Consider the following 23,163-nt stretch of genomic DNA (forward strand, 5'->3'; position numbering starts at 1 on the left):
CACCTCGGACACCCCACCGCCACCGCCCCGTCTCCCCGCCGGAGCCGGGAGGCCTCCGACCGGACCTTCATGAGCGGGAGGTTCGGGGTGGAGGCCATATCGGGGTCCTTCATCGCCCGGCGCAGCACCTTCCGCACCGACCGGTGGAGCTGCGCGACCTCGGCCGCGGCCAGCGTGTGAGCCGGGCGCCCGGGACGGATGCGGGCGTCGAACAGCGCCTCGTCGGCGTACATGTTCCCCATCCCGGCCAGGAACCCCTGGTCCAGCAGGACGGCCTTCACCGGTCCGCGCCGCCGCGGGAGCGTGTCCTCGTACCAGCCGCGCGGGGCCTCGAGAGCGTCCGGACCCAGCCCCCAACTCAGGTCGTTCACGTCGGCCCGTCCGATCATCCGGATGGACCCCAGCCTCCGCTGGTTGCGGTACCTGAACGAGGTGCCGTCCTCGAGGTCGAGGACGAGGCGGTCCCACCGGTGGACCGGCTCCCGATCCGGGACGGCCACCGGGAGCCCCGTCATCCCGAAGTGGAGGACGAGCACGGGTGAGGCGGGTTCGGGGGGGTCCGTGAACACGAACAGGACCTTGCCCTTGCGGACCGCAGCCGTGACGACGCGTCCGGACATCCGGCTCCCGAACGTGCGGGGAGAGACGTCCTTCAGCATCCAGTCGTCGAGGGCTCGTCCCCTCACGACCGTGCGCCCCACCAGGTGCTCTTCCGTGTAGCGACGGAAGCCTTCCACCTCGGGAAGCTCTGGCATACTCCTTCTCTCCCATGCACGCGACCGAGGTCCTGTACGAACTCTTCCTCATCTTCCTGCTCGCCCGCATCGCCGGTGAGCTGATGACCCGCATCCACCAACCGCCCGTGATCGGCGAGCTCTTGGTGGGTGCGCTTATCGGGCCCAAGGCCCTCGGGCTCATCCACGGAGAGAGCGAGGCGCTCGCCGCCATCGCCGAGCTGGGCGTCGTCTTCCTGCTGTTCGAGGTCGGGCTCGAGAATCGGTTCTCCGACCTGAGACGCGTCGGGACCACCGCGGCGGCCGTCGCGCTCAGCGGGGTGATCACGCCCATGCTCCTGGGCTTCCTGCTGATGAACTCCGTCTTCGGGTCGGGGCGGTCCGTCTCGTTGTTCGTCGGCGCGGCGCTCGTCGCCACCAGCGTGGGGGTGACGGCCCGGGTGCTGGCGGACCTCGGGCTGATCCGGGAGATCGAGTCACGCGTGATCCTGGGGGCGGCGGTGATCGACGACGTCCTGGGGCTGCTGATCCTCGCCGTCGTGTCCGGGACCGCGCAGGGTGGACTCTCGGCGGTCAAGGTGGTCGTGCTCATCGCGGAGGCCGCCTTCTTCCTCGTCTTCCTGGCCACGGTCGGCACCCGGCTGATGCGGCGCCACGGGTCGCTGATCGACCGGGTCCGGCTCGCGGACGGACCGTTCGCGGTCGGCGTGATCATCTGTCTGGGCCTCGCCGCGCTCGCCGGGACCATCGGGCTCGCCGCCATCGTGGGCGCGTTCCTGGCCGGCATGGTCCTCGCCGAGACGCGCGAGCAGTTCGCCCTGGAGGAGCGGATCCGGCCGTTGACGAACTTCCTCGCCCCCTTCTTCTTCGTGCTGACGGGGACCGCCGTCGACGTGCGCTCCCTCGGGAACCCCCGGGTGATCGGGATCGGCGGGGCCGTCCTGGCGGTCGCGATCGCCGCCAAGCTGATCCCGTGCGGGCTCGCCGCCCTGAAGCTCGGCCGGCGCAGCGCCCTCATCGTCGGGACCGGGATGGTGCCCCGCGGGGAGGTCGGCATCATCGTGGCCGCGATCGGGCTGCGCGCGGGCGCGCTGCCGGACGACGTCTACTCGATCATCGTGGCCATGTCGATCCTCACCACGCTGATCGTCCCCCCGGCGCTGCGCGTGCTGTTCAAGGACCGCCTCGTCCCTCAGGCTCCGACCATCGGCGAGATCACCGACGAGCACGTGCCGGCGGGTCCGCCCCCCGAGGACCGGTGAAGGTCGGGGTCGCGCTCCCGCACTACGGCCGGGACGTCTCCCTCGCCCGGGTGACCGAGATAGCCGTGGAGTGCGAGCGACTCGGTTTCGATTCGGTCTGGATCTCCGACCACCTGGTGTTCGACCTCGCCAAGTACGGGGGCACGCCCGAGCCCATCGGCTCCCTCGAGGCCCTATCGACGCTCTCGGTCCTGGCGGAGGCGACCCACCGGGTCCGGCTGGGGACCCTCGTGCTCTGCAACGAGTTCCGCCACCCCGCCCTCGTGGCGAAGCAGGCCGCCGTGATCGACCGCGCCTCGGGGGGGCGGCTCGAGCTCGGGATCGGAGCCGGTTGGTACGAGCCCGAGTTCGCGATGTTCGGGTTCGCCCTCCCGCGTCCGGCCGTGAGGTTGGCCAGGCTCGAGGAGGCGATCCAGGTGATCCGCGGCCTGCTGTCCGGCAGACCCTTCACCTTCGAGGGCCGGCACTACCGGGTGACCGATGCCGTCGCGCTTCCCGCCCCCGAGGGACCGGTCCCGATCTGGGTGGGAGGCAAGGGAGACCGGACGATCGGCATCGCCGCCCGCCTGGCCGACGGCTGGAACGGTGCCTGGTTCCAGGAGGTGGACGCCTACATGGAGCGGGCGTCGAAGCTCGGCGATGCGGACGTCCTCCGATCGGTCGCGCAGTACGCGCGCGGGTCCGCGCAGGAGATGACGGACCGCCTGGCTCCCTTCGCGGAGCTGGGGGTCGACCACGCCATCGTCTCGTTCTCGAGCGTTCCGTTCGGGCTCGACGACCCCGACGACATCGCGCGCTTCGCGCAGGACGTCCTCCCGCACGTGCGCGGCTAGCGCTCCCAGGCGAGCGCGCCGTCCATCACGGTCGCCACCGGCCGCGCCGCGTCGTCGACCATGACGAGATCGGCCGCGGAGCCGGGTTGAGCCCGGCCCCGGGCAACGCCCAGCAGGCGCGACGGGACGAGGCTCGCCGCGGCGGCCGCCTGCTCCAGTGGCACCCAGGCCCGGACGGCGTTGGACACCCCTTCGCCCAGCGTGGACCGGCTCCCGGCGAGCGCGTCCGCGCGCAGGGTGCCGTCCGGACGGGTGGCCACCGCGTCGGACACCAGCGCCATCCGCTCCCATCCCTTCGCGCGGAACGCGAGACGGACCATCACGTCGTGCAGATGGACGCCGTCGCAGATGAGGCTCGCGGTCACGAGCGCGTCGTCGAGGACGGCTCCCACGATGCCGGGGTCGCGGTGGTGTGGGGGACGCATCGCGTTGAAGAGGTGGGTCGCCATGCGTGCCCCCGCCGCGATCGCTGCCGACGCCTGGGCGTGGTCGGCGTTGGTGTGTCCGAGCGACGCGACGGCGCCCGCCCGGAGGACCTCCCCGAGTAGGTCGGACGCGCCCGCGACCTCGGGAGCGAACGTCACGAGCCGGACCAGCCCCTCGTGGCGGGTCAGGCTCCGTTCCACGACCTCGGCCACGGGTTCGCAGACCCATCCCACGCGGTGTGCCCCGGCTCGGGCCGGTGAGATCCAGGGTCCCTCGAGGTGGGCGCCGAGGATCCGCGCTCCGCGGCCCCGGGCGGTGCGTGCCTCCGCCACCGCATCGAGCGCGGCGATCCTGTCCGGCTCGGGGCACGTCACGATGGTCGGGAGCCAGGCGGTGACCCCGGCGGCGAGCAGCGCTTCGGAGATGGCTCCCAGGGCCCGGGGGTCCGCGTCGGCGACCGAGTGGGAGCCCATCCCGTTCACCTGGAGGTCCACGTAGGCGGGGAGCACGGTCCCCTCGAGCCGAAGGTCGTGGCGCTCCCCCGGCTCGGGTTCGCGCACCTCTCGGATCAGGCCGTCCGAGGTCTCGACGACGGCAGGGGAGAGGATGGTGTCCGGGGTGAGCAGCCGCCCGCACCAGATCCGGGCCATGCGGTAGTCAGCGCGGGCTGATCTGCAGGCGTCGCCGCGGCCGGAACCGGGCGAGGTGGTCCGCGGCGCTGAGGAACTGCTGGCTGATCGGGTGGTCGGGCTGGGCCCAGACGAACGGGGTCCCCTCGTCGGACGCCTGACGCAGCGCGGGATCGAGGGGGACCGAGGCGAGGAGCGGCACCCCGAAGGTGTCGGCGAGCTCCTGGCCGCCGCCGTGCCCGAACACGTCGCCGGACATGTTCTCGACGACCCCGAGCACCTTCAGTCGGGCCTTCTCGGTGAACATGTTCCCCGCGCGCTCGGCCACCTTCTGCGCGACCGGCTGCGGGGTGGTGACGACGACCGCGCCCATCTCCGGGACGAACGTGACCAGCGAGATCGAGATGTCGCCCGTGCCCGGAGGCAGGTCGATCAGCAGGTACTCGATATCGCCCCAGTGGACGTCTCCGAGGAACTGCTCGATCGCCTTGTGCAGCATCGGGCCGCGCCACACGACCGACTCCTCCTCGCGCTCCAGGAAGAACCCGATCGAGATCACCTTCACGCCGTCACGCTCGAGAGGAGCGATCCTGTCCTCGAAGGGCTCCGGACGCTGGCCGCGCAACCCGAACATCCTCGGGATGGAGAAACCCCAGATGTCCGCGTCGAGCACCCCGACCTTGTGCCCGCGGGAGGCGAGGGCGGCGGCGAGGTTCGTGGTGGTGGTCGACTTGCCTACCCCGCCCTTGCCCGAGCAGATGCCGACGACCGCTACGCGGTCGAGCTGGTCGAAGCTCCGTTGGGGGGCGCCCGCCATGGGGCCGCCGGGGACTGCCATCGCCTGAGCCTATCGCGACGGCGGGCGGTGCGGGGGCTCTCGCCTCAGGGCTTCTCGCCGTTCGTCGCCGCCCTGTCCTCGTCCCGCCCCTTCTCGAACTCGTCGCGGGCCTCCCGCATCGAGCGGGCGAGCTTGGGCAGGCGGCCGGCGCCGAACAGGACGAGGATGATGACGAGGACGATGAGGAGCTCGGTCGGGCCGATGCGTCCCATCTCAGGACCTCCTATCGGGTGGCGGACGATCTAACGATACCCCCGGCGGCCTCCTAACCGAGGTAGAGCTCGGACGGGTCCCACCCTCTGACCAGCTCGAGCTCCGTGCGGGTGGGTTCGGCGAGCCGTTCCACCCGCCGCGCTGCGCGGAGTTCCCAACCACAGTTCGCGGTCGCCTCCCTGACCCCCTCCTTCACCGGCCCCCAGACGTGGGTGAGCACGAGCTCGCCGGAGGACGGGTCCTTCGTGAGGACGCCGTGCTGGGTGGCCACGCTGCCGACCCGGCTCCCGGGAGCGGTCACATAGGCGACGTCGCGGACGAACCGCTGCCTGCTCTGGGTGCAGACGACGACCACGTCGCGGCACAGCGAAGCGACGTCGTTCGAGCCCCCGGATCCGACGAGCAGCTTCCCGGAGGCCGTCCGCGACGAGTTCACGTGCCCGTGGCGGTCGACCTGTCCGGCGCCTATGATCCCCGCCGACGCGGTCCGGGCGAGCCCGAGCCCGAGGATGTCCATCACGCCGCCCAGCCCCGTGGCGGTGGCGGCCGCCCGGTTCGACACGAGCAGCGGGTCCCCCGGCGCCGGCACGTAGCCGTACATCCCGAGCTCGACCATGAGCTGGACCGGGATCCCGTCGGCGGCGAGCTTGGTCCGGGCGAGCCAGGCGGACAGGTTGGACAGACCGACCCCGGCCAGGACCGTCTCCAGGCCACGCTCCCGGACCCGCTCGCACAGCACCCGTGCCCCCGCTATCACCGCGCGCTCCGTGTCCCGGGCCTCGTCGGCCCGGAAGACCGACCCGGACGTCAGGATGTCGTCCCGCCAGGATCCGAGCTGAGCCCGGCCGCGGAGGCGGGCGAGGCGGTCCGTCCCGAGCGCGGACAGGTACGCGGCGTGTCCGTCGTCCACCCACGTGTGCTGCCACTCGTCGATCGCTTGTGGGTCGCGGCACGCCTTCCGGAATGCGGTGACGAACTCGACGTCCTCCGCGTACGGCTCCACCACGTCGGACACCCCGCCGGCGAACAGCGGACCCGGATGGGCGCCGAACGGTGCCTCGCAGACCGCCAGCACGATCTCGGCTGGGAGACGCATCTGCGACGAGTGCGCGGCCACGACCTCCGGGTCGACGATCCGCTCCACCGTCACGATCGCTCCCTGCGTGGCGGCCCACGCCCCCAGGCAGTGGTCGCCGAACGGGGCGCCGAGGAGGACGTTGCCGTACCGGTCCGCGGCCGGCGCGTGCACGAGAGCGACGTCTGGGACGAGAGCGCGGACGGCCGTGACGCCGTCCGACTCCGGTCCCGGACCCTCCCCCCGGTAGGCCACCGCGGCGCCGGCGGTCAGCACGTCCGGGTCGTGGACCAGCGACGAGCCGGCCAGCGAGTTCGTCGGCATCCACGGGAGCTGCAGCGCCCCGGCGAGCAGCCTCTGCGTGAACGAGAGGATCGACCAGGAGGAGAGTTCGAACCTGCCCTCGGCATACGCCTGCTGCAGCATCGGGTTCGGGCCCGGCGTCGGGAGGGTGTCGCCGTGGAAGGCGCAGATGGCCTTCGAGACCAGGCCCTCCGTGACGAGCAGGACGTACGGGCCGGCCAGCGACATGCACGACAGGGTCAGCCTCATGCGCCGGCCGCGGAAGGCCCGCAGCACCTCGTACACGGACGCCTGCGGACGGTTCAGCCCCGAGGTGAGGTGGACGTGGGAGCCGGGCTTGACGTGCCGGCGGATCGCGCCGGACAGCGTCGTCGCCTTCACGGGCCCCCGAGCGATGTGGGTGGCGCGGTCGGAGAGACGCGCGAGCCTCTCCATGGGGTCCGTCGGCATGTGGGCAACTGTACGGGGATGCGCGTGACGAGCGCATGGCCGCCCCGCGCCGGGGGACGCCGGCCCGGTCGCCCGCGATAGGCTGACGACGCGCCCGGCTCGACATGAGGCGTCGGAGGACCGGGTCCTTCACGGGTCCCGGCGGGATCGACGGAGGACCATCGATGAACAACGAGCAGCTCGAGAAGGTACGCAGCGGCGGGGGCTTCATCGCGGCCCTGGATCAGAGCGGCGGCAGCACCCCCAAGGCCCTGTCCCAGTACGGGGTCCCCCAGGACGCCTACTCGAGCGACGCCGAGATGTTCGACCTCATCCACCAGATGCGCACGCGGATCATCACCAGCTCGGTCTTCGACGGCCGCCGCGTCCTCGGCGCGATCCTGTTCGAGGACACGATGGACCGCGAGATCGACGGGCAGCCCACGGCCGACTACCTGTGGGAGCGCAAGAGCGTCGTCCCCTTCCTGAAGATCGACAAGGGCCTCACGGACGAGTCGGCCGGGGTCCAGGTGATGAAACCGATCGGGGGCCTGGACGACCTGCTGTCCCGGGCGAGCCAGAAGGGCATCTTCGGGACGAAGGCCCGGTCCGTGATCAAGCTCGCCGACGACGCGGGTATCCGCGACGTGGTGGCCCAGCAGTTCGAGGTGGGAGCCCAGGTCCTGGGGGCCGGACTCGTTCCGATCCTCGAGCCTGAGGTCGATATCCACAGCCCGGAGAAGGCGAAGGCCGAGGAGATGCTCAAGCAGCATCTGACCGAGCACCTGGACCAGGTCGGCTCCGATCAGCAGGTCATGTTCAAGCTCACGCTGCCCGAGGCCGACGGGTTCTACTCGGATCTGGTGAAGCACCCGAAGGTCCTGGCGGTCGTCGCGCTGTCGGGCGGCTACAGCCGCGAGGAGGCGTGCGAGCGTCTCGCGCGCAACGAGGGCGTGATCGCGAGCTTCTCGCGCGCGCTGACCGAGGGGCTGCACGCGGACCAGTCGCAGGAGGAGTTCGACCGGACGCTCGACGCGTCCATCGAGAGCATCTACCGCGCTTCGCTCACCTGAGAGCGTGGCGCGGACCCGGCGCTACTGAGGCTGGGTCGCGGGGTCGCTGCCGTCCGGGCCCCCCTGGGCCGGGTCTCCCTCGGCTCCCGGAGGCGCACCGCCCTGCTGCTGCTCCATCTGCTGCTGGAACTGCTGCATCATCTCGGTGAGCGGGTTCGGGGCGGGCGGCGTTCCCGGCTTGGGCTCGGGCCCGAACCGGACGACTATCTCGTCGCCGTCGTGGATGATCAGCTTGTGCGGGTCTCCCTCGACGAGCTCGTCGTTCTTCAGCACGACGAGCTCGTGGGTGCCCTCCAGGTCCGGACACTCGTCCCCGTCCTTGTAGGTCTTGCCGTCCGGCATCGCGAGGAAGCGCTTCCCCTCGTCGTCCAGCCCCAGGGTCGACTCGGCCGACTGGAAGAACGCGCCGAGGTTGGCGTTGTCCCCCGTGTAGGCGGGGTCCTTCGGGTGCACGTGGATCTGACCGTCTCCGTGGGTGTGGATCTCGCCCTCCGTCGGAGGGAACGGTCCGATCGGCTTCCCGCAGAGCTGGAGCTTGAGCGCCGCGTGCCAGTGGTCGGTGGCCAGCGCACCGCGCGTGAGCTTCGGCGGGTTCGCGCGCAGGAACACCACACCGGCGATCCCGGCGAGCAGGATGACGGTGAGCATCGCGACGAAGCCGAGCCCCGAGCGCTTCTTCTCGAGGGGGGCGCGTGCGCGAGCGCGGCGCTGCTGGCGGGTGGTCATGATGCCGCCGAGTCTATCAGCGGGGTCGCGGAAAGGCCGGGGAACCTCACTTCCGCACCCCGTACCCGGCTTCCTCCAGCGCCCGCACCACCTCGTCGGCGTGCGACCGGTCCCGGGTCTCCAGGGTGAGCTCGACCTCGACGGCGCCCACGGCGAGCCGGGGGGAGGAGCGGTGGTGCACGACCGAGAGCACGTTCACGAGCATGCTCGCCAGCAGGTCCATCACCATCCGCAGCTGCCCGGGGCGGTCGTCCAGCGTGAGGCTCACCACCAGGTAGCGGTGCGCGGCGCCCAGGCCGTGGCGGATGACGCGCATCAGGAGGCCGGGGTCGATGTTGCCCCCCGAGCAGACGGCGACGGTCCGTCCGGCAGCGGGGACGGCCCCGGCGAGCATGGCCGCCAGCGCCAGGACCCCGGCTCCCTCGATCACCTGCTTCGTCCGCTCGAGCGCGAACAGGATCGCGTCGGCGATGTCGTCCTCGCCCAGCTCGATCACCCGGTCCACGAGATCGTCGATGATCGGACGCGTCAGCTCGCCCGGCTCCTTCACGGCGGCCCCGTCCGCGATCGTGTGCGGGGTGGCCGCCGGATGGACCCCGACGACCTCGACCCCGGGAGCGAGCGCCTTCACGGCGGTCGCGATCCCGGAGATGAGCCCCCCTCCCCCCAACGGCACGACCACGCGATCCACCTCGCCCGCCTCGGCGAGGATCTCGAGTCCGACCGTGCCCTGCCCCGCGATCACGTGCGGGTCGTCGAAGGGGTGGACGAAGAGGGCGCCTCGGTCCGCGGCGAGCTCCTGCGCGTGGGCGAGCGACTCCTCGAAGGTCTCCCCGTGGAGAACCACCTCCGCGCCGTACCGGCGGGTCGCCTCCACCTTCTGCAGGGGAGCGAAGACGGGCATCACAATCGTCGAAGCGATCGAGAGCTCGGACGCCGCCCACGCCACCCCCTGCGCGTGGTTGCCCGCGCTGGCCGCGACCACCCCCCGCGCCGAGTCGCCGCGCGTGCACCGGTGCAGACGCACGTAGGCGCCGCGGACCTTGAATGACCCGGTGCGCTGGAGGTGCTCGGCCTTGATCAGGACCCGGCCCCCGACCCGCTCGTCGAGGCTGGACGAGGTCAGTATGGGGGTCCGGCGGGCGACGCCGGAGAGCAGCTCCGCCGCCTCCTGGACCTCCCCGAGCGTCGTCATCTGGGCGGCCCGACGACCTTGCCGAACCGGATCCGACGGACCGGCACCGCCACGAGCGTGTCGTCGCGCTTGCGGACGTACATCGTGACGTCGCCCCCCTCCATCTCGGCGCGCTCGAACGTGCCGACGGCCTCCGCGCGGGAGCCGTCGTCCGAGAAGAACTGGATGGAGACCCGTTTGCCCACGTCCGTCGGGCGGATCGTGTTCACGACCGCCGCGTCCGGACCTCAGTCCTCGAGCTGAGGCGCGTACGGACTCTGCGAGGCCCCGCCGTTGGCGTCCGGATGCTCGTCGAAGAACTTCGAGTTGATCTCGATGAAGTTCTTCCACTCCGCCGGCACGTCGTCGGCTGGGAAGATCGCGTCGACCGGGCAGACGGGCATGCACGCGTCACAGTCGACGCACTCCTGGGGGTGGATGTACAGCTGGGCGCCGCTCTCGTAGATGCAGTCGACGGGGCACTCCTCCACGCAGGCGCGGTCCTTGATGTCCACGCAGGGCTCGCAGATGACGTAGGTCATCGGTCCTCTCTCCTCGGTGAACTGTGTCGGGCATCAATATACTGACCATCCGTCATTCAACGGGAGGCGCCGATGGAACAGGCGGCCACGCTCGGAGCGCTCAGGGCCTCGGGTTACCGCCCGCGCCCCGTACACGTCGAGATGCGCGAGAACCTGCTCGCGCGCCTCCGGGGGGGCGAGCGCGTCTTCGAGGGGATCGTCGGGTACGAGGACTCGGTCCTGCCCGCGATAGAGAACGCGATCCTCGCCGGGCACGACCTGATCTTCCTCGGCGAACGCGGCCAGGCGAAGTCCAGGATCATGCGCACGCTCGTCGGCCTGCTCGACGAGGCCGTCCCCGCCGTCGCCGGGTGCGAGATCAACGACGACCCGCTCGCTCCCATCTGCACGGCCTGCCGGGAGCTGATCGGCGAGAGGGGGGACGAGACCCCCATCGCGTGGCTCGGCCCCGAGGACCGCTACGGCGAGAAGCTCGCCACCCCAGACATCTCGGTGGCCGACCTGATCGGGGAGGTCGACCCGATCAAGGTGGCCGAGGGCCGCTACCTGGCCGACGAGCTGACCATCCACTTCGGGCTGATCCCCCGCACCCACCGCGGCATCTTCGCGATCAACGAGCTCCCCGACCTCGCCGAGCGGATCCAGGTCGCCCTGCTCAACCTGCTCGAGGAGCGGGACATCCAGATACGCGGCTACAAGATCCGGCTCCCGCTCGACATCGTGCTGCTCGCGTCGGCCAACCCGGAGGACTACACGAACCGCGGACGCATCATCACGCCACTGAAGGACCGTTTCGGCGCCCAGGTGCGCACCCACTACCCCCGGACGGCCGCCGAGGAGGCGGAGATAGTCCGACGGGAGGCTCAAGTCCCGGACGATGTCCGCTTCCCGGAGTGGATGTCCGAGATCGTGGCCGAGGTGACCCATCAGGCCCGCCGGTCCGGACAGATCAACCAGCGCAGCGGCGTGTCCGTCCGTCTATCCATCGCCAACCAGGAGACGGTCGCGGCCAGCGCGCTGCGCCGGGCCGTCCGGCTCGGGGAGCCCGAGGCCGTCCCCCGCATCTCGGACCTCGAGGCGATGGCCTCGTCCACGCTCGGCAAGATCGAGGTGGAGGCGCTCGAGGAGGGACGCGAGGACGACATCCTCACGAAGCTCGTGCGGCAGGCCGTCCAGGCCGTCTACCAGCGTCGGATGCGCGGGCAGACCTTCCCGGACCTCGTCAGGCGGTTCGAGGAGGAGGGGCTCGAGGTGCAGACCGGGGTTGGCATGGGAGCGGAGGAGCTCTGCCGCCAGTTCGGCGAGCTGAAGGGGATGGCTCAGGCCCTGCAGTCGCTGGGAGCCGGGGAGTCGCCCGCGACGACCGCGGCCGCGCTCGAGTTCATCTGCGAGGGGCTCCACCTGGGGCGGAGGCTGAACAAGACCCCGACCGGGTCAGGCGCCGTCTACGGGGGCTGAGCGCTCCGCGTCGGCCTGAGCGGCCAGCTTCCGGGGCGCCACCGCGCAGTAGCTCTCGACGATCAGGTCCTCCACGAACTCGACCGGGACCTGCCCGGGGGAGTCGAAGGACAGCGTCACCCACCCGCTGCGTCCGAGCCCGTAACCGGACGGCTCCGCGAAGGGCTCGTTCAGGACGTCCGGACCCGACCCGGGCAGCTTCACGGTCATGTTGAAGCACCCGACGCTCGGGTCGGAGCCGAAGAAGACGAAGACCTTCTTGCGGACCTTCGCCACCACCTCGTCCCACGGGTGGTCCTCCCAGGCCTCCGGCAGGGAGAGCGCGAAGTCGATCAGCCGGCGACGGAGCTTCTCGCACGCGGCGGAGCGGGGCATGGGAGCAGTATGGCGCCGCTCGCTGGCTCGGGTTCCGGCTCCCGTCCGGATCGCCGGCTCGGGACACGGATCCCGCGCGTACGGGGAGCCCGAGGGGCCGCGTGTCCGGGAGCGGCAGCATGTTGCCTCCTCTGGACACGCGGGAGCCGCGGACACGCTCCGACCACGGCGTGTGTCCCGCAACGGCGATCGCGCCCAGAGGCCCTCGGGCTCCCCGGGCTCCCGCCTCCCACCGCGGGGGTACGCTCGGGGCGTGAGCCCCGCCAACCGCTACTCCCGCTGGGACGGCACCCAGGACCCGTGGGCGCAGGCGGACGACGTCCTGGAGAGCGTGAGCGACGACCTCCTTCAGTTCGGGGACCTGTCCCACGCGATGCGGCGGATGATGCAGCGCGGGTTCCAGGCGGGCGGGCGCCGGGTGACCGGTCTGCAGTCGCTCGCCCAGCGCCTGCGCGGCATGAGGCGGTCGGAGCTCGGCCGCTACGACATGGACTCGGTGACCCGGCAGATCCTCGACTCCCTGGACGAGGTCCGTGAGCTGGAACGCCGCGAGGTGGAGGACCGCTTGCGCCTGCGGGACGAGAGCGGCGCTCCCCCCGAGCCGGACGACGACCCCCTCGCCGCGCTGGAGCGGGAGATGGGCGAGCCGCCTTTCGGCTCCCGTCTGGACGACCGCCTCGACTACCTGGACCGGATGGCGGACCGTCCGGCCGAGGCGCTGCGGTCGCTGCAGCGCTACGACTTCATGTCTCCCGAGGCGGAGGCGCGGTTCAACGAGCTGGTCGACGAGCTGCGTCGGCAGGTCCTGCAGCAGTACTTCCGGGGAGCCGAGCAGGCCCTGCAGAACATGACGCCGGAGGATATGGCGCGCGTCCGCGACATGCTGACCGAGCTGAACCAGATGATCAGGGCGGACGCGGCCGGGGAGCCCTACGACTTCGACGGGTTCATGCAGCGCTACGGCGACCTCTTCCCCGACGACCCGCGCGACCTCGCCGAGCTGATGGAATCGCTCGCCCGCCGCATGGCCGCCGCCGAGGCGATGATGGCGTCGATGTCGCCGGAGCAGCGTCAGCGGCTCGAGGAGCTGTCCACGGCGCTCCTCTCCGACGCCGACCTCGCGTTCCAGATGTCCGAGCTCGCGAGGTCGATGCGCGACCTGATGCCGCAGCAGTGGGACCGTCCGTACCCGTTCGAGGGAGACGAGGCGCTCTCGATGTCTCAGGCGGTGGACGTCCTGCAGCGGCTCCAGGACGCCGAGGAGCTCGAGCGCTACCTGCGGTCGGCCGAGAAGCCGTCGGACCTGTCCGAGCTCGACCTCGACCGGGTGTCCGACCTGCTGGGGGACGAGGCCGCGCAGGACCTGCGCCGGCTCGCCGAGATCGAACGGATGCTGGAGGAAGCCGGCTACGTCCAACGGACGGGCGGACGCCTGGACCTCACCCCCCAGGGCGTGCGGCGGATCGGACGGCAGGCGCTCGGCTCGGTCTACAAGCGCCTCCGGACGGCGCTGGCCGGCGACCACGAGGTGCCGCATGTCGGACAGGGAGCCGACCGCTCGGGTGACCTCAAGGCGTACGAGTTCGGGGATCCCTTCCACATCCAGGTGAAGGAGACGGTCTTCGAGGCCGTCCGCCGGTCGGGAGCCGGGACCCCCGTCCGGATACGTCCCGACGACTTCATGGTGGAACGGACCGAGCACCGCGTGCAGGCGGCGACGGCCCTCTGCATCGACCTCTCGCTCTCGATGCCGATGCGCGGCAACTGGGTGGCGGCGAAGAAGGTCGGGCTGGCGCTCCACTCCCTCATCTCGTCGATCTTCCCGCGCGACCGGCTCTTCCTCATCGGGTTCTCCGACTACGCGCGCCGGTTGAAGGCCGAGGAGCTCCCGGGCCTGGGGTGGGAGGAGGTGTACGGGACGAACCTGGAGCACGCCCTGTACCTGGCGCGACGCGAGCTCTCGCGGTTCCGCCAGGCCTCGCGGCAGATCATCGTCGTGACGGACGGGGAGCCGACCTCACACCTGCTGCCGGACGGGAGCGTCTTCTTCGACTGGCCCGCGCACCCCGAGACGATCCGGGCGACCCTGCGGGAGGTCGTTCGCTGCACGAAGGAGGGGATCGTGATCAACACGTTCATGCTCGACCGCGACCCCGCGATGCGGCGCTTCGTAGAGCAGATGACCGCGTTGAACCGAGGCCGCGCCTTCTACACGACGCCCGAGACGCTCGGCGAGTACCTGCTCGTCGACTTCCTCGAGTCGAAGCGCAGCCGGGTCAGGGGGGCCTGACCTAGACGATCCCGGCCGCGCGCAGGAGCGGGACGAGCCCGTCCGTGGTCGGGAGCCCGTCTACCTGTCCGAGCGGCCACCAGGCTGCCTCGCTCGCGTCGTCCCCCGGGGTCACGCGCCCCCCGTCCGGCCTGGCGTGGTGCACGACGATCACGAAGTGGTGTCCGTCCCCGATGACCTCCCGGACGGCGGCCACGTCCCCCGGTTCGACCTCCAGGGACGTCTCCTCCCGCACCTCGCGGCGGACGGCGTCGGCCAACCGCTCCCCGGGTTCGACCTTGCCGCCCGGGAGCGTCCACCGCCCCGCGTAAGGACCGGACGCCCGGCGCACCATCAGGAGCGCCCCCTCATGGACGCAGATCGCCGACACCGCCACCACGGGTTGCACCGTCACAGCATCGCCGAGGACGTGAACCGCGGGAGCCCGGGAGACGTTCCTCGTTCGACAGGGGCGGAGCCGTCCCCTGTGGTATGCCTAACGAGGTCGGGTCGTGTCGGGGAGGACATATGCACCCGTTCGCCGGTTCGCGTCGTACCGCGGGGGGGCCGTGAAGGGTCGCGCCCCGATCCTCAGGTACCTTCCGCTCGCGGCGATAGTGATCGTCCAGATCCTCATCATCGCGATCGCGCCGTCCAAATCGCCCGGTGAGCTGGGGGGGCTCGCGTCCGGGCCGGGCGGCTCGACCGCCTTCGACGGGACCGGCGACCCCACGGGAGAGGGCGGCCCGGGCGGCGTGGCCATCGACCCCACGACCGGACAGCCGATCTCCGGCGGCGCTTCCGGAGGCGGACCGGGCGGCGGACCCGGCGGACCGGGCGGTGGCGGAGGACAGGCAGCCGGACCGACCGGCGACACGAGTCACTGCGTGGGAGGCCGCCAGTACGACCCGGCGGTCTACCCGTACAGCCCGCCGTGCGTGGGCAAGTGGGCGGGTGGCAACAACGGGGGGGCCACGTACCGGGGCGTGACGGGCGACACGATCAAGATCGTGAAGTACCTGGGCAACCTCGGGGAGGCGGTCGACGCGCTGCTGACGGCGCAGGGAGCCAACCCGGGCATGCAGAACCACCAGAACTTCGCCCGCGCGGTGGAGACCTTCGCCGCCAACCGCTACGAGCTCTACGGACGCAAGGTCTCGATCGAGGTCATCCAGGGCCGGTGCAAGTCCGTGCCGCCCGACTACCCGTGCCTACGCAACGAGATGCGGGAGATCGTCCAGAGCCGTCAGCCGTTCTGGGTGAACTGGCACACCTCGCTCGCCTCACCGGCCTTCGACGAGCTCTCGCGGCTCAAGGTCATGAACTCCGGGGGCTGGGGGTTCCGGGACATCTTCAACCAGCAGCGACGGCCGTACCACTGGGACCTGCTCATGGGCGGATCCCAGCACATGCGCCACGTGGCCGACTGGTACTGCAAGCGCATGCACGGTGGACGGGCCGAGCACGCGGGCGAGGCGCGGCTGCAGGCGATGAACAGGGTCGTGGGGGTCATCTCGACGGACGACCCCGAGAACAGGCTCGCCATCCGGGAGCTGAAGGACCTGATGCAGCAGCAGTGCGGCGCGCAGATCGCCAAGGAGTACTACTACGCGCAGGACATCAACACGGCCCAGCAGCAGCGCGACGCGGCCTACCGGAAGATGAAGGAGGCCCCTGAGGCGACGACGATCATCTGCTTCTGCGACCTCGTCGCGCCGATCTTCCTCTACCAGACCTGCGAGGAGCAGAGGTACTACCCCGAGCACGTGGTGATCGGGAGCGGATACATGGACGCGGATGCCGCCGCGCAGGCGTACGACAACACGCTGCCGCCGCGGGGCACGCAGTTCCACAACGCGTTCGGACTCGCCCAGCAGCCGAAGGCAGAGTTCCGGGAGGCCAACGCGGCCACCCGCGTCTGGCGCGAGTCCGGTCGGACGGGAGCCCCCCACCAGGCGATGGCAGCCGAGTGGGACCACTACGGGATGATCCTGGCGATGCTCCAATCGGCCGGGCCCAACCTCAACCCGCTCACGGTCGAGGCCGGGGCTCTGAGGATGGGTGAGATCACGCCCGAGGGACGGCAGAACGAGTACATGAACCCGCGTGGGTTCGGGCGCGGCGACTACACCTGGATCAAGGGGATGCGCGAGGTGTTCTGGAGCCCGAACCAGCAGTCGCCGTTCAACCGACAGAACGGGACCTACGTCACGTTGAACAACGGACGGTGGTTCTACCCCGGGGAGTACCCGTCCGGGCTGCTCAAGCTGCCGCCGAAGCCGCGCTGATCGCGAGCCGGAGATGAGGACGCTCAGGGCCCCGGACGCGGTCACCTCGACCCTCGGGCATCCCGTGGCGGGTCCGGCTATCAAGGCGGGTGTCCCCGTGGTGGGGTTGTTCGTGGTCAGTCGCTACCTGTTCGGCGCCACGTACGGGGGGATGTTCAGCGGCGTGGCTCTCGGCTCCCTGTACGGGATCCTCGCCGTCGCGATCATCCTGATCTACCGCACGAACAGGATCATCAACTTCGCGGCGGCCGCGCTCGGGGCGATCCCCGGCGTCACCGCTTGCCTGCTCCTCGTCATCAAGGGGTGGCCGTGGCTGGTCTGCTTCCCGCTCGCCATCGTCGGGGGCGCCGCGCTGGGGGGGATCGCCGACGTCCTTATCATCCGGAGGTTCGCGCGGTCCCCCAGGCTGATCCTCACCGTCGCCACGATCGGGCTGGCCCAGTTCCTGGCCTACTTCGCGTTCATGATCCCCATCTGGATGGGCAGCGCCGGCCGTCCGATCTCGTACATCCCGACCCCCTTCAAGCGGTTCGTGTTCACGCTCGGCAACGAGCGCTTCAGCGGCGACTACCCGTTCTCCATCGTCGGGATCGCGATAGTCGTGACCGCGCTCGCGCTCTTCCTCCGCTACACGCGGATGGGGGTCGCTCTGCGGGCCTCGGCCGAGAACGCGGACCGGGCGAGTCTGCTCGGCATCCCGGTGAAGCGGGTCCAGACGGTCTCCTGGGTGATCGCGGGCACCCTCGCCGCGTTCACCATCTACTTCCGGGCGGCACTCGTGGGCGTCCCGACGGACGGGAGCCTGGGCTACAAGGTGCTGATCTTTGCCCTCGCCGCGGCCGTCGTCGCCCGCATGGAGTCGATACCCGTTGCGCTCGTCGCCGGGATGGGAGCCGGCGTGCTCGGTGAGGCGTCCGTCGTCTACACCGGCCGGGACTCGCTGGCGACGGCGATCATGTTCGGCGTCATCTTGGCCGCCCTCCTGCTCCAGCGAGGGAAGCTGTCCAGGGCGTACGACGCGGGCGTCTCGACCTGGCAGACCGTGAAGGAGTTCCGGCCCACCCCTCACGAGCTGCGCCGGCTCCCCGAGGTGATCGGGTTCCGGGCCGGCGTCTACCTGATCGCCGGTCTGTTCCTCTTGCTCCTGCCGAACCTGGTGGGCGTGGCCCGGTACGGGGACGCGCAGATCCTGGTGATCTACTCGATCATCGCCGTCTCCCTGGTCGTCCTGACCGGCTGGGCGGGACAGATCTCGCTCGGACAGTTCGGCATCGTGGGGATCAGCGCCGCGCTCGCCGGGAAGATGGCCGCCGACTTCAACATGGACTTCTTCCTGAGCCTCGCGGTCGGCGTGGCCGCCGGGACGGTGGCGGCCGTGCTCGTCGGGATCCCGGCGGTCCGGATCCAGGGTCTGTATCTGGCGGTCACGACGCTGTCCTTCAGCGCGGCCGTCGAGTTCTACTTCCTCAACGACACCTACCTGGTGGGGAGGCTCCTGCGCCCCGACCGGGCCAGCCAGATCGAGGTGCCCGTCCTCTGGCAGCGGGTGGTCCTGACGGAGGGGGGGTTCCCCGGCCGTGGCTACTACTACCTGTGCCTGGCGGCGCTGGGAGGCGTGGTCCTCGCCGCCCGGGCCTACCGGCGCAACCGAGCCGGGCGAGTGCTCATGGCCGTTCGCGAGAACCCCCGCGCCGCCGCCAGCTACTCCGTGAACCCCACCCGCACGAAGCTGGCTGCGTTCGCCGTCTCGGGCGCGATCGCCTCGCTGGGGGGCGTGCTGATGTCCTACCAGCTGCGCGCGATCGACCAGTCGACGTACGGGATCGAGCTGAGCATCTACATCTTCATGATCGCCGTGATAGGCGGTCTCACCTCGATCGGCGGCGTCATCGTCGCCACCTTCGTGATCCACGGGATCTACCTGTTCGGACGCGACTGGCTCCCGGGCATCCAGTTCCTGGTGACCGGACCGGGCCTGCTCCTCGTCCTCATGGTCCTCCCGGGCGGGTTCGCCGAGGTGCTGTACGGGGCTCGCGACGCGTTCCTGCGCTGGGTGGCGAACCGCCACGGCCTCCACGTCCCATCCCTCGTCGCCGACCGGCGCATCGAGCCGGACGAGGCCGAGGAGCACGTCGTTTCGGACGCGCAGCGACAGACCGAGGAGCTCGAGGCGGTCGGTCCCGGACCCGTCCGGGGGAGCTGAGGGTGGACACGCAGACGCTCGAGACGGCCGGGGAGGCCAAGGCGGCCCGCGGCGGACGGCTCGCCGCGGCGACCGGCGGGGTCTCGGCCCTGCCGCTGGCGGTGCTCTTCGGCCTCAACTTCGTCGACGAGTTCGACCGGCTCGCCTTCGAGACCCTCGTATCGGAGATCCGGGACGCCTTCGCCATCAGCGAGGCCTCCGTGATCGGGATCATCGTGGTCGGGAGCGCTCTCTCGCTCATCGCCGCGCTCCCGATCGGCTGGCTCGGGGACCGGTTCAACCGCGTCCGCATCGCCGCCGTCTCGGCGGTCGTGTGGGCGGTCATGTCGGTGGCCACCGGTCTGGCCGGCGCCCTCGCGCTCAGCGTCTGGCTGCTGCTGCTGATCCGGCTGCTGGCCAACATCGGGCGCATCTCGAACGAGGTGATCCACCCGAGCCTGCTGTCGGACTACTACCCGATGAGGTCCCACCCGAGCGTGTTCAGGGTCCATCGGTTCGCGAACCCGGCCAGCGCGGTCGGGGGGCTCGCGGCCGGCTACATCGCGAAGCTGATCGGCTGGGAGTGGGCGTTCTACCTCCTCGCCCTCCCCTCGTTCGCGCTGATCCTCGCGACCCTCGCCCTTCGGGAGCCGCTGAGGGGCGAGTCGATCGACAAGGGGCTCGCCGAGGAGATCGCGGCGAAGGAGGGTCCGACCCCGTTCGCCGAGGCGCGACGTCAGCTGTTCGCGGTCCGGACCCTCAAGCGGCTCTGGCTCGGCGCGTTCTTCCTCGGCGTCGGTTGGATCCCGCTGGGCGGGATCATGTCCTTCTTCTTCGACAACGTCTACGGTTTCGGGCCGGCCGGGCGGGGCTGGATCACGTTCCTGCGCAACGCCGGGATAGCGGCCGGGCTCCTGATCGGCGGCTGGCTCGCCTCCCGGGTCGTGCGTGAAGGCCGCCTCCAGCACCTCGCCACGATCACCGCGCTCTCCTTCCTCGCCTTCGCGGTCGGGCTCGTTGTGATGGCGGCCTCCCCCTGGGTGTCGGTGTCCGTCGCGTTCGCCTTCCTTCTCTCGCTGGGGATCGGGTCGTTCCAGCCGGCCTACTTCTCGCTCGTCGGGCAGGTCTCCCCGCCCAAGGTGCGCTCGCAGGCCTACGCGTACGCGGTCCTGATCCTGGGTGCGGGCGGGATGCTCGGGTTCGTCATCGGCGGTATCGGTGAGACCCGCGGGTACCGAGTGGCGGTCATCGTCCTGGCTGCGCTGGTTGCCTTCGCGTCGCTGATCGGGGTGACCGCGTCGAGGTTCGTCCTGCGGGACATAGACCAAGCGGCCAGGACCCTGGAGACCGCGGTCAGGCTGCACCACGAGCTGGCGGAGTCGGGGAGCCGCGCCCTGCTCGTCTGCAAGGGGGTCGAGGTCGCCTACGACCAGGTCCAGGTCCTGTTCGGCGTCGATATGGAGATCGAGGAAGGGGAGATCGTCGCGTTGCTCGGCACGAACGGCGCCGGCAAGTCGACGCTCCTGAAGGCCATCTCCGGCCTCGTCGACCCGGTGGGAGGGGCGATCTTCTTCGACGGACGCGACATCACCCACGCGGACGCCGTCCAGAGCGCGAAGCTCGGGATCGTGCAGGTCCCCGGGGGGAAGGCGGTCTTCCCCACGCTGACGGTCGCCGACCACTTCAAGGCCGCGTCCTGGCTGTATGCGAAGAGCCCGGAGGCGGTCCAGCGCGGGACGGAGGAGGTGCTGGAGATGTTCCCCCGGCTCGGGGAGCGCTGGACCCAGATGGCCGGGAACATGTCCGGCGGCGAGCAGCAGATGCTCGCGCTGGGCATGGCCTTCATCGCCAAGCCCAGGCTCCTGATGATCGACGAGCTCTCCCTCGGCCTGGCTCCCACGGTGGTCGAGCAGCTGTTGAACATCGTCCGGGCGATCCACGCGCAGGGGGCGACGATCATCCTCGTGGAGCAGTCGGTGAACGTGGCGCTCACGGTCGCGTCCCGCGCCTACTTCATGGAGAAGGGCGAGGTGCGCTTCTCCGGACCCACGGAGGAGCTCCTCGAGCGCGGGGACATCCTGCGGTCCGTATTCCTCGAGGGGGCGGGGTCCGTCGGTGGGAAGGGGAAGCGGAAGAGAGCCAAGGCGACGACGGAGGTCCGGGAGCCCGACCCGGGCGAGACCGCGGAGATGCAGTCGCTCAACGGCGACCGTCCGGTCGTGCTGGAGGTGCGGGGGCTCACGAAGCGGTTCGGGGGGATAACCGCGGTCGACGAGGTCGATATCGTCCTGCACCACAACGAGATCCTCGGGCTGATCGGACCGAACGGGGCCGGGAAGACGACCATCTTCGACCTCATCTCCGGACACCTGCAGCAGGACCACGGGCGCCTCTACCTGGCTGGCACCGACGTCACCGAGATGGCCGCGGACCAGCGCGCCGCGCTCGGTCTGGGCCGCAGCTTCCAGGACGCCCGGATCTTCCCGGCTCTCACGGTCGCCGAGAACATCGCGCTCGGCCTGGAGCGCCATATCGAGGTACGCGACCACCTGGCGTCCCTGCTCGACCTCCCGGCGGTGCAGGAGTCGGAGCAGGACGTGGCTTGGACGGTCGACGACCTGATCGAGCTGATGGGTCTCGGGGCGTTCAGGGACAAGTTCGTCTCCGAGCTCTCGACCGGGACGAGGCGGATCGTCGACCTGGCCATGTCGATCGCCCACGACCCGGTCGTGCTCCTGCTCGACGAGCCTTCCTCCGGCATCGCCCAGCGGGAGACGGAGGCGCTCGGGCCCCTGCTGCGGAGGATCCAGTCGGAGACCGACTGCGCCCTGCTCGTGATCGAGCACGACATGCCGCTGATCACCGAGGTCTCCGACGAGATAGTCGCCCTCGAGCTCGGGCGCGTGATCCTGCGCGACACGCCCGGACGCGTGCTCTCCCATCCCCGCGTGATCGAGTCCTACCTCGGTGGAGACCTCGACGTGATACACCGGTCGGGGAGCTCGAAGACCATGGAAGCGAAGCGCACGGGGAGGCGGTCGGGATGATGCGGCGATCGCTCGCCGCCGCGCTCGTCTGCCTCGGGGCGTTCGGCTGGCAGCTCCTGTCGATCGGCGGGGCGGGCGCGGCCGGGGAGTCGCTCGTCGATCACGGGTGGTGGTACCGGGCCCACCAGCGCGCCCTGGCCCCCGTCGAGCCTCCGCCTCCGCCCACCGTCCCGAAGGAGGGGCTCTACGTGGCGAAGCAGCCGACCCCGCCCCCGAACATCCTGCCCTCGTCACCCGTCGACGAGGAAGCGGAGCCCGCGGAGCCGGCGGCGGTCGCCGCCCTGTCGTACATGGGGGACACGGGGCCCGGCGCCGTCCTCGAGCTGAAGGTCGCCTCCCTCTCGGCTCCCCCCGCGCCGCATCAGCGGGTGCGCGAGGAGGCGCCCTGGGAGATCCTCGCGTGCCCACTCACGGCACCCTGGGCGGGGGGTCAGGCCCAGATGTGGGACAACCGCCCCGTGGGGCTGTGCGAGCTCGTCGCGCTGCCCGGCGAGTTCGTCCCCAACCGGGAGTCCCCGACCTCGGTGATCTGGAAGCTGAACGAGGTCTTCGAGTCCTTCCCGCAGTTCTGGAGCATCCTGCTCGTCCCGGACCCGGGTCCGGTGCCGTTCGAGATCTCGTTCGAGCACCCCTCCACGGGTTCCTTCGTGGTCGACCCGGGGTTCGGCGAGGACGAGGAGGAGGGGGCCCTCGGCCCCCTGAGCGACGACGCCTTCGCGTCGCTGATGGACCCGTTCGACTCCGGGTTCGCCGATCCGTTCCTGGGAAGCACGGACGGACTCGGCGAGCTGGACGCGGTCGACCTCGCTACGGACACGGCCCCCGCCGCGCCGGGTGATGTAGGACCGCGCGGCGTGCGGGAGGCTCCCGACGACCTGCAGGCGAGGGCGATCGCCCTGCTGGCCCTCGCCGCCCTCACGGCCGGGCTGTGGGCGCTGACCAGGGACACCCCCCGCCCGGCCGTCGCGGCCGGCTCGTCGTCACCGGCGCCGCAGGACCTTTCCCCGATCGGCGGGATAGGCCGGTTCGCACGTGCGCGGGCCGAGCCCCCCCGAGGCCTGCTGTAACCTTCCGCCATGCCGAGGCTGCAGCCCGGGGACCAGGCTCCCGATGTCGCGTTGTACTCGCCCGACGGCACCCTGATTCGCACCGCTGACCTCTGGCGCGACCGGCCGGTGCTCCTGAACTTCTTCCGCCACTTCGGCTGCATCCACTGCAAGGACCTGCTGGCTCAGCTCCGGCAGGAGAACCCGCGGATCGTCGAGGCGGGCGCGCGCACGATCGGGG

21 protein-coding genes are annotated in these 23,163 nt (G+C 70.8%); 10 read left to right on the top strand and 11 right to left on the bottom strand.

Annotation, left to right across the window (positions count from 1 at the left end; genetic code table 11):
• Positions 1 to 755: DNA-formamidopyrimidine glycosylase family protein (locus VM840_00150; protein ID HVL79984.1), on the bottom strand; the 755-nt coding region annotated here is incomplete at its 3' end.
• Positions 756 to 769: 14 nt separating this feature from the next.
• Between VM840_00150 and VM840_00155 the strand changes: the two genes are divergently transcribed.
• Both VM840_00155 and VM840_00160 read left to right on the top strand, forming a co-directional pair.
• Entirely contained in the window at positions 770 to 1,996 is a 1,227-nt protein-coding gene (locus VM840_00155) for a cation:proton antiporter (protein HVL79985.1), read from the top strand.
• Positions 1,993 to 2,829 (top strand): TIGR03619 family F420-dependent LLM class oxidoreductase, encoded by an 837-nt coding sequence (locus VM840_00160; protein HVL79986.1) that lies wholly within the window; start codon positions 1,993 to 1,995, stop codon positions 2,827 to 2,829. The genes VM840_00155 and VM840_00160 overlap by 4 nt, the downstream gene beginning before the upstream one ends.
• Here the strand turns inward: VM840_00160 and VM840_00165 are convergent.
• Genes VM840_00165 through VM840_00180 form a run of 4 tightly spaced genes read right to left on the bottom strand, consistent with a single transcriptional unit; the run spans position 2,826 to position 6,763 of the window.
• Complete coding sequence (locus tag VM840_00165; protein ID HVL79987.1) at positions 2,826 to 3,905, bottom strand: amidohydrolase family protein; 1,080 nt, start codon at positions 3,903 to 3,905, stop codon at positions 2,826 to 2,828. The genes VM840_00160 and VM840_00165 overlap by 4 nt on opposite strands.
• Positions 3,906 to 3,912: 7 nt before the next feature.
• Positions 3,913 to 4,722, bottom strand: a complete 810-nt coding sequence (locus VM840_00170; GenBank protein ID HVL79988.1) for an Mrp/NBP35 family ATP-binding protein — start codon at positions 4,720 to 4,722, stop codon at positions 3,913 to 3,915.
• Between the two features lie 44 nt (positions 4,723 to 4,766).
• The gene (tatA, locus tag VM840_00175) at positions 4,767 to 4,934 is read right to left on the bottom strand and encodes a twin-arginine translocase TatA/TatE family subunit (protein ID HVL79989.1); all 168 of its coding nucleotides are present in this window, start codon (positions 4,932 to 4,934) and stop codon (positions 4,767 to 4,769) included.
• Between the two features lie 53 nt (positions 4,935 to 4,987).
• Positions 4,988 to 6,763: a CoA-transferase gene (locus VM840_00180; protein ID HVL79990.1), complete on the bottom strand. Its 1,776-nt coding sequence runs from the start codon at positions 6,761 to 6,763 to the stop codon at positions 4,988 to 4,990.
• Positions 6,764 to 6,927: 164 nt separating this feature from the next.
• Between VM840_00180 and VM840_00185 the strand changes: the two genes are divergently transcribed.
• Positions 6,928 to 7,815 carry a fructose bisphosphate aldolase gene (locus VM840_00185; protein HVL79991.1) on the top strand — a complete coding sequence of 296 codons (888 nt, stop codon included), beginning with the start codon at positions 6,928 to 6,930 and terminating at the stop codon, positions 7,813 to 7,815.
• A 21-nt stretch (positions 7,816 to 7,836) separates the two neighbouring features.
• On the opposite strand, the gene VM840_00190 is transcribed toward VM840_00185, so the two are convergent.
• The 4 genes from VM840_00190 to fdxA are packed head-to-tail and all read right to left on the bottom strand — an operon-like array spanning position 7,837 to position 10,257.
• A complete protein-coding gene (locus tag VM840_00190; GenBank protein ID HVL79992.1) occupies positions 7,837 to 8,541 on the bottom strand; it encodes a hypothetical protein in 705 nt (234 codons plus the stop codon).
• Between the two features lie 46 nt (positions 8,542 to 8,587).
• Positions 8,588 to 9,736: a threonine ammonia-lyase gene (ilvA, locus tag VM840_00195; protein ID HVL79993.1), complete on the bottom strand. Its 1,149-nt coding sequence runs from the start codon at positions 9,734 to 9,736 to the stop codon at positions 8,588 to 8,590.
• The gene (locus tag VM840_00200; GenBank protein ID HVL79994.1) at positions 9,733 to 9,945 is read right to left on the bottom strand and encodes a hypothetical protein; all 213 of its coding nucleotides are present in this window, start codon (positions 9,943 to 9,945) and stop codon (positions 9,733 to 9,735) included. Before VM840_00200 ends, ilvA begins: the two co-directional genes overlap by 4 nt.
• An 18-nt stretch (positions 9,946 to 9,963) precedes the next feature.
• Positions 9,964 to 10,257 carry a ferredoxin gene (gene fdxA / locus VM840_00205; protein HVL79995.1) on the bottom strand — a complete coding sequence of 98 codons (294 nt, stop codon included), beginning with the start codon at positions 10,255 to 10,257 and terminating at the stop codon, positions 9,964 to 9,966.
• Positions 10,258 to 10,329: 72 nt separating this feature from the next.
• Here fdxA and VM840_00210 point away from each other — a divergent pair, with 72 nt between their 5' ends.
• Complete coding sequence (locus tag VM840_00210) at positions 10,330 to 11,715, top strand: magnesium chelatase (protein HVL79996.1); 1,386 nt, start codon at positions 10,330 to 10,332, stop codon at positions 11,713 to 11,715.
• On the opposite strand, the gene VM840_00215 is transcribed toward VM840_00210, so the two are convergent.
• On the bottom strand, positions 11,692 to 12,090 hold the full coding sequence (locus VM840_00215; protein ID HVL79997.1) for an MmcQ/YjbR family DNA-binding protein: 399 nt from the start codon (positions 12,088 to 12,090) through the stop codon (positions 11,692 to 11,694). The two genes, VM840_00210 and VM840_00215, sit on opposite strands and share 24 nt — an antisense overlap.
• Before the next feature lie 253 nt (positions 12,091 to 12,343).
• Here VM840_00215 and VM840_00220 point away from each other — a divergent pair, with 253 nt between their 5' ends.
• Complete coding sequence (locus VM840_00220; GenBank protein ID HVL79998.1) at positions 12,344 to 14,380, top strand: hypothetical protein; 2,037 nt, start codon at positions 12,344 to 12,346, stop codon at positions 14,378 to 14,380.
• Position 14,381: 1 nt separating this feature from the next.
• Here VM840_00220 and VM840_00225 read toward each other — a convergent pair whose 3' ends face one another.
• Entirely contained in the window at positions 14,382 to 14,768 is a 387-nt protein-coding gene (locus VM840_00225; GenBank protein HVL79999.1) for an NUDIX hydrolase, read from the bottom strand.
• Positions 14,769 to 14,928: 160 nt separating this feature from the next.
• Between VM840_00225 and VM840_00230 the strand changes: the two genes are divergently transcribed.
• The 5 genes from VM840_00230 to VM840_00250 all read left to right on the top strand — a co-directional run.
• On the top strand, positions 14,929 to 16,647 hold the full coding sequence (locus VM840_00230) for a hypothetical protein (protein HVL80000.1): 1,719 nt from the start codon (positions 14,929 to 14,931) through the stop codon (positions 16,645 to 16,647).
• A 13-nt stretch (positions 16,648 to 16,660) separates the two neighbouring features.
• Entirely contained in the window at positions 16,661 to 18,850 is a 2,190-nt protein-coding gene (locus VM840_00235) for an ABC transporter permease (GenBank protein ID HVL80001.1), read from the top strand.
• Positions 18,851 to 18,852: 2 nt separating this feature from the next.
• A complete protein-coding gene (locus tag VM840_00240; protein HVL80002.1) occupies positions 18,853 to 21,876 on the top strand; it encodes an MFS transporter in 3,024 nt (1,007 codons plus the stop codon).
• Positions 21,876 to 22,943 carry a hypothetical protein gene (locus VM840_00245; GenBank protein ID HVL80003.1) on the top strand — a complete coding sequence of 356 codons (1,068 nt, stop codon included), beginning with the start codon at positions 21,876 to 21,878 and terminating at the stop codon, positions 22,941 to 22,943. The genes VM840_00240 and VM840_00245 overlap by 1 nt, the downstream gene beginning before the upstream one ends.
• A gap of 9 nt (positions 22,944 to 22,952) precedes the next feature.
• Positions 22,953 to 23,163 (top strand): redoxin domain-containing protein (locus VM840_00250; GenBank protein ID HVL80004.1); only part of this gene is annotated, 211 nt, incomplete at its 3' end.

The sequence above is a fragment of the Actinomycetota bacterium genome (assembly GCA_035540895.1).
In the GTDB taxonomy this organism is placed as follows: domain Bacteria; phylum Actinomycetota; class JAICYB01; order JAICYB01; family JAICYB01; genus DATLFR01.

Coding starts and splice junctions, on each gene's coding strand:
- VM840_00155 (HVL79985.1), top strand. CDS start 770: ATGCACGCGACCGAGGTCCTGTACGAACTCTTCCTCATCTTCCTGCTC.
- VM840_00165 (HVL79987.1), bottom strand. CDS start 3,905: ATGGCCCGGATCTGGTGCGGGCGGCTGCTCACCCCGGACACCATCCTC.
- VM840_00170 (HVL79988.1), bottom strand. CDS start 4,722: ATGGCAGTCCCCGGCGGCCCCATGGCGGGCGCCCCCCAACGGAGCTTC.
- tatA (HVL79989.1), bottom strand. CDS start 4,934: ATGGGACGCATCGGCCCGACCGAGCTCCTCATCGTCCTCGTCATCATC.
- VM840_00180 (HVL79990.1), bottom strand. CDS start 6,763: ATGCCGACGGACCCCATGGAGAGGCTCGCGCGTCTCTCCGACCGCGCC.
- VM840_00185 (HVL79991.1), top strand. CDS start 6,928: ATGAACAACGAGCAGCTCGAGAAGGTACGCAGCGGCGGGGGCTTCATC.
- VM840_00190 (HVL79992.1), bottom strand. CDS start 8,541: ATGACCACCCGCCAGCAGCGCCGCGCTCGCGCACGCGCCCCCCTCGAG.
- ilvA (HVL79993.1), bottom strand. CDS start 9,736: ATGACGACGCTCGGGGAGGTCCAGGAGGCGGCGGAGCTGCTCTCCGGC.
- fdxA (HVL79995.1), bottom strand. CDS start 10,257: ATGACCTACGTCATCTGCGAGCCCTGCGTGGACATCAAGGACCGCGCC.
- VM840_00210 (HVL79996.1), top strand. CDS start 10,330: ATGGAACAGGCGGCCACGCTCGGAGCGCTCAGGGCCTCGGGTTACCGC.
- VM840_00215 (HVL79997.1), bottom strand. CDS start 12,090: ATGCCCCGCTCCGCCGCGTGCGAGAAGCTCCGTCGCCGGCTGATCGAC.
- VM840_00235 (HVL80001.1), top strand. CDS start 16,661: ATGAGGACGCTCAGGGCCCCGGACGCGGTCACCTCGACCCTCGGGCAT.
- VM840_00245 (HVL80003.1), top strand. CDS start 21,876: ATGCGGCGATCGCTCGCCGCCGCGCTCGTCTGCCTCGGGGCGTTCGGC.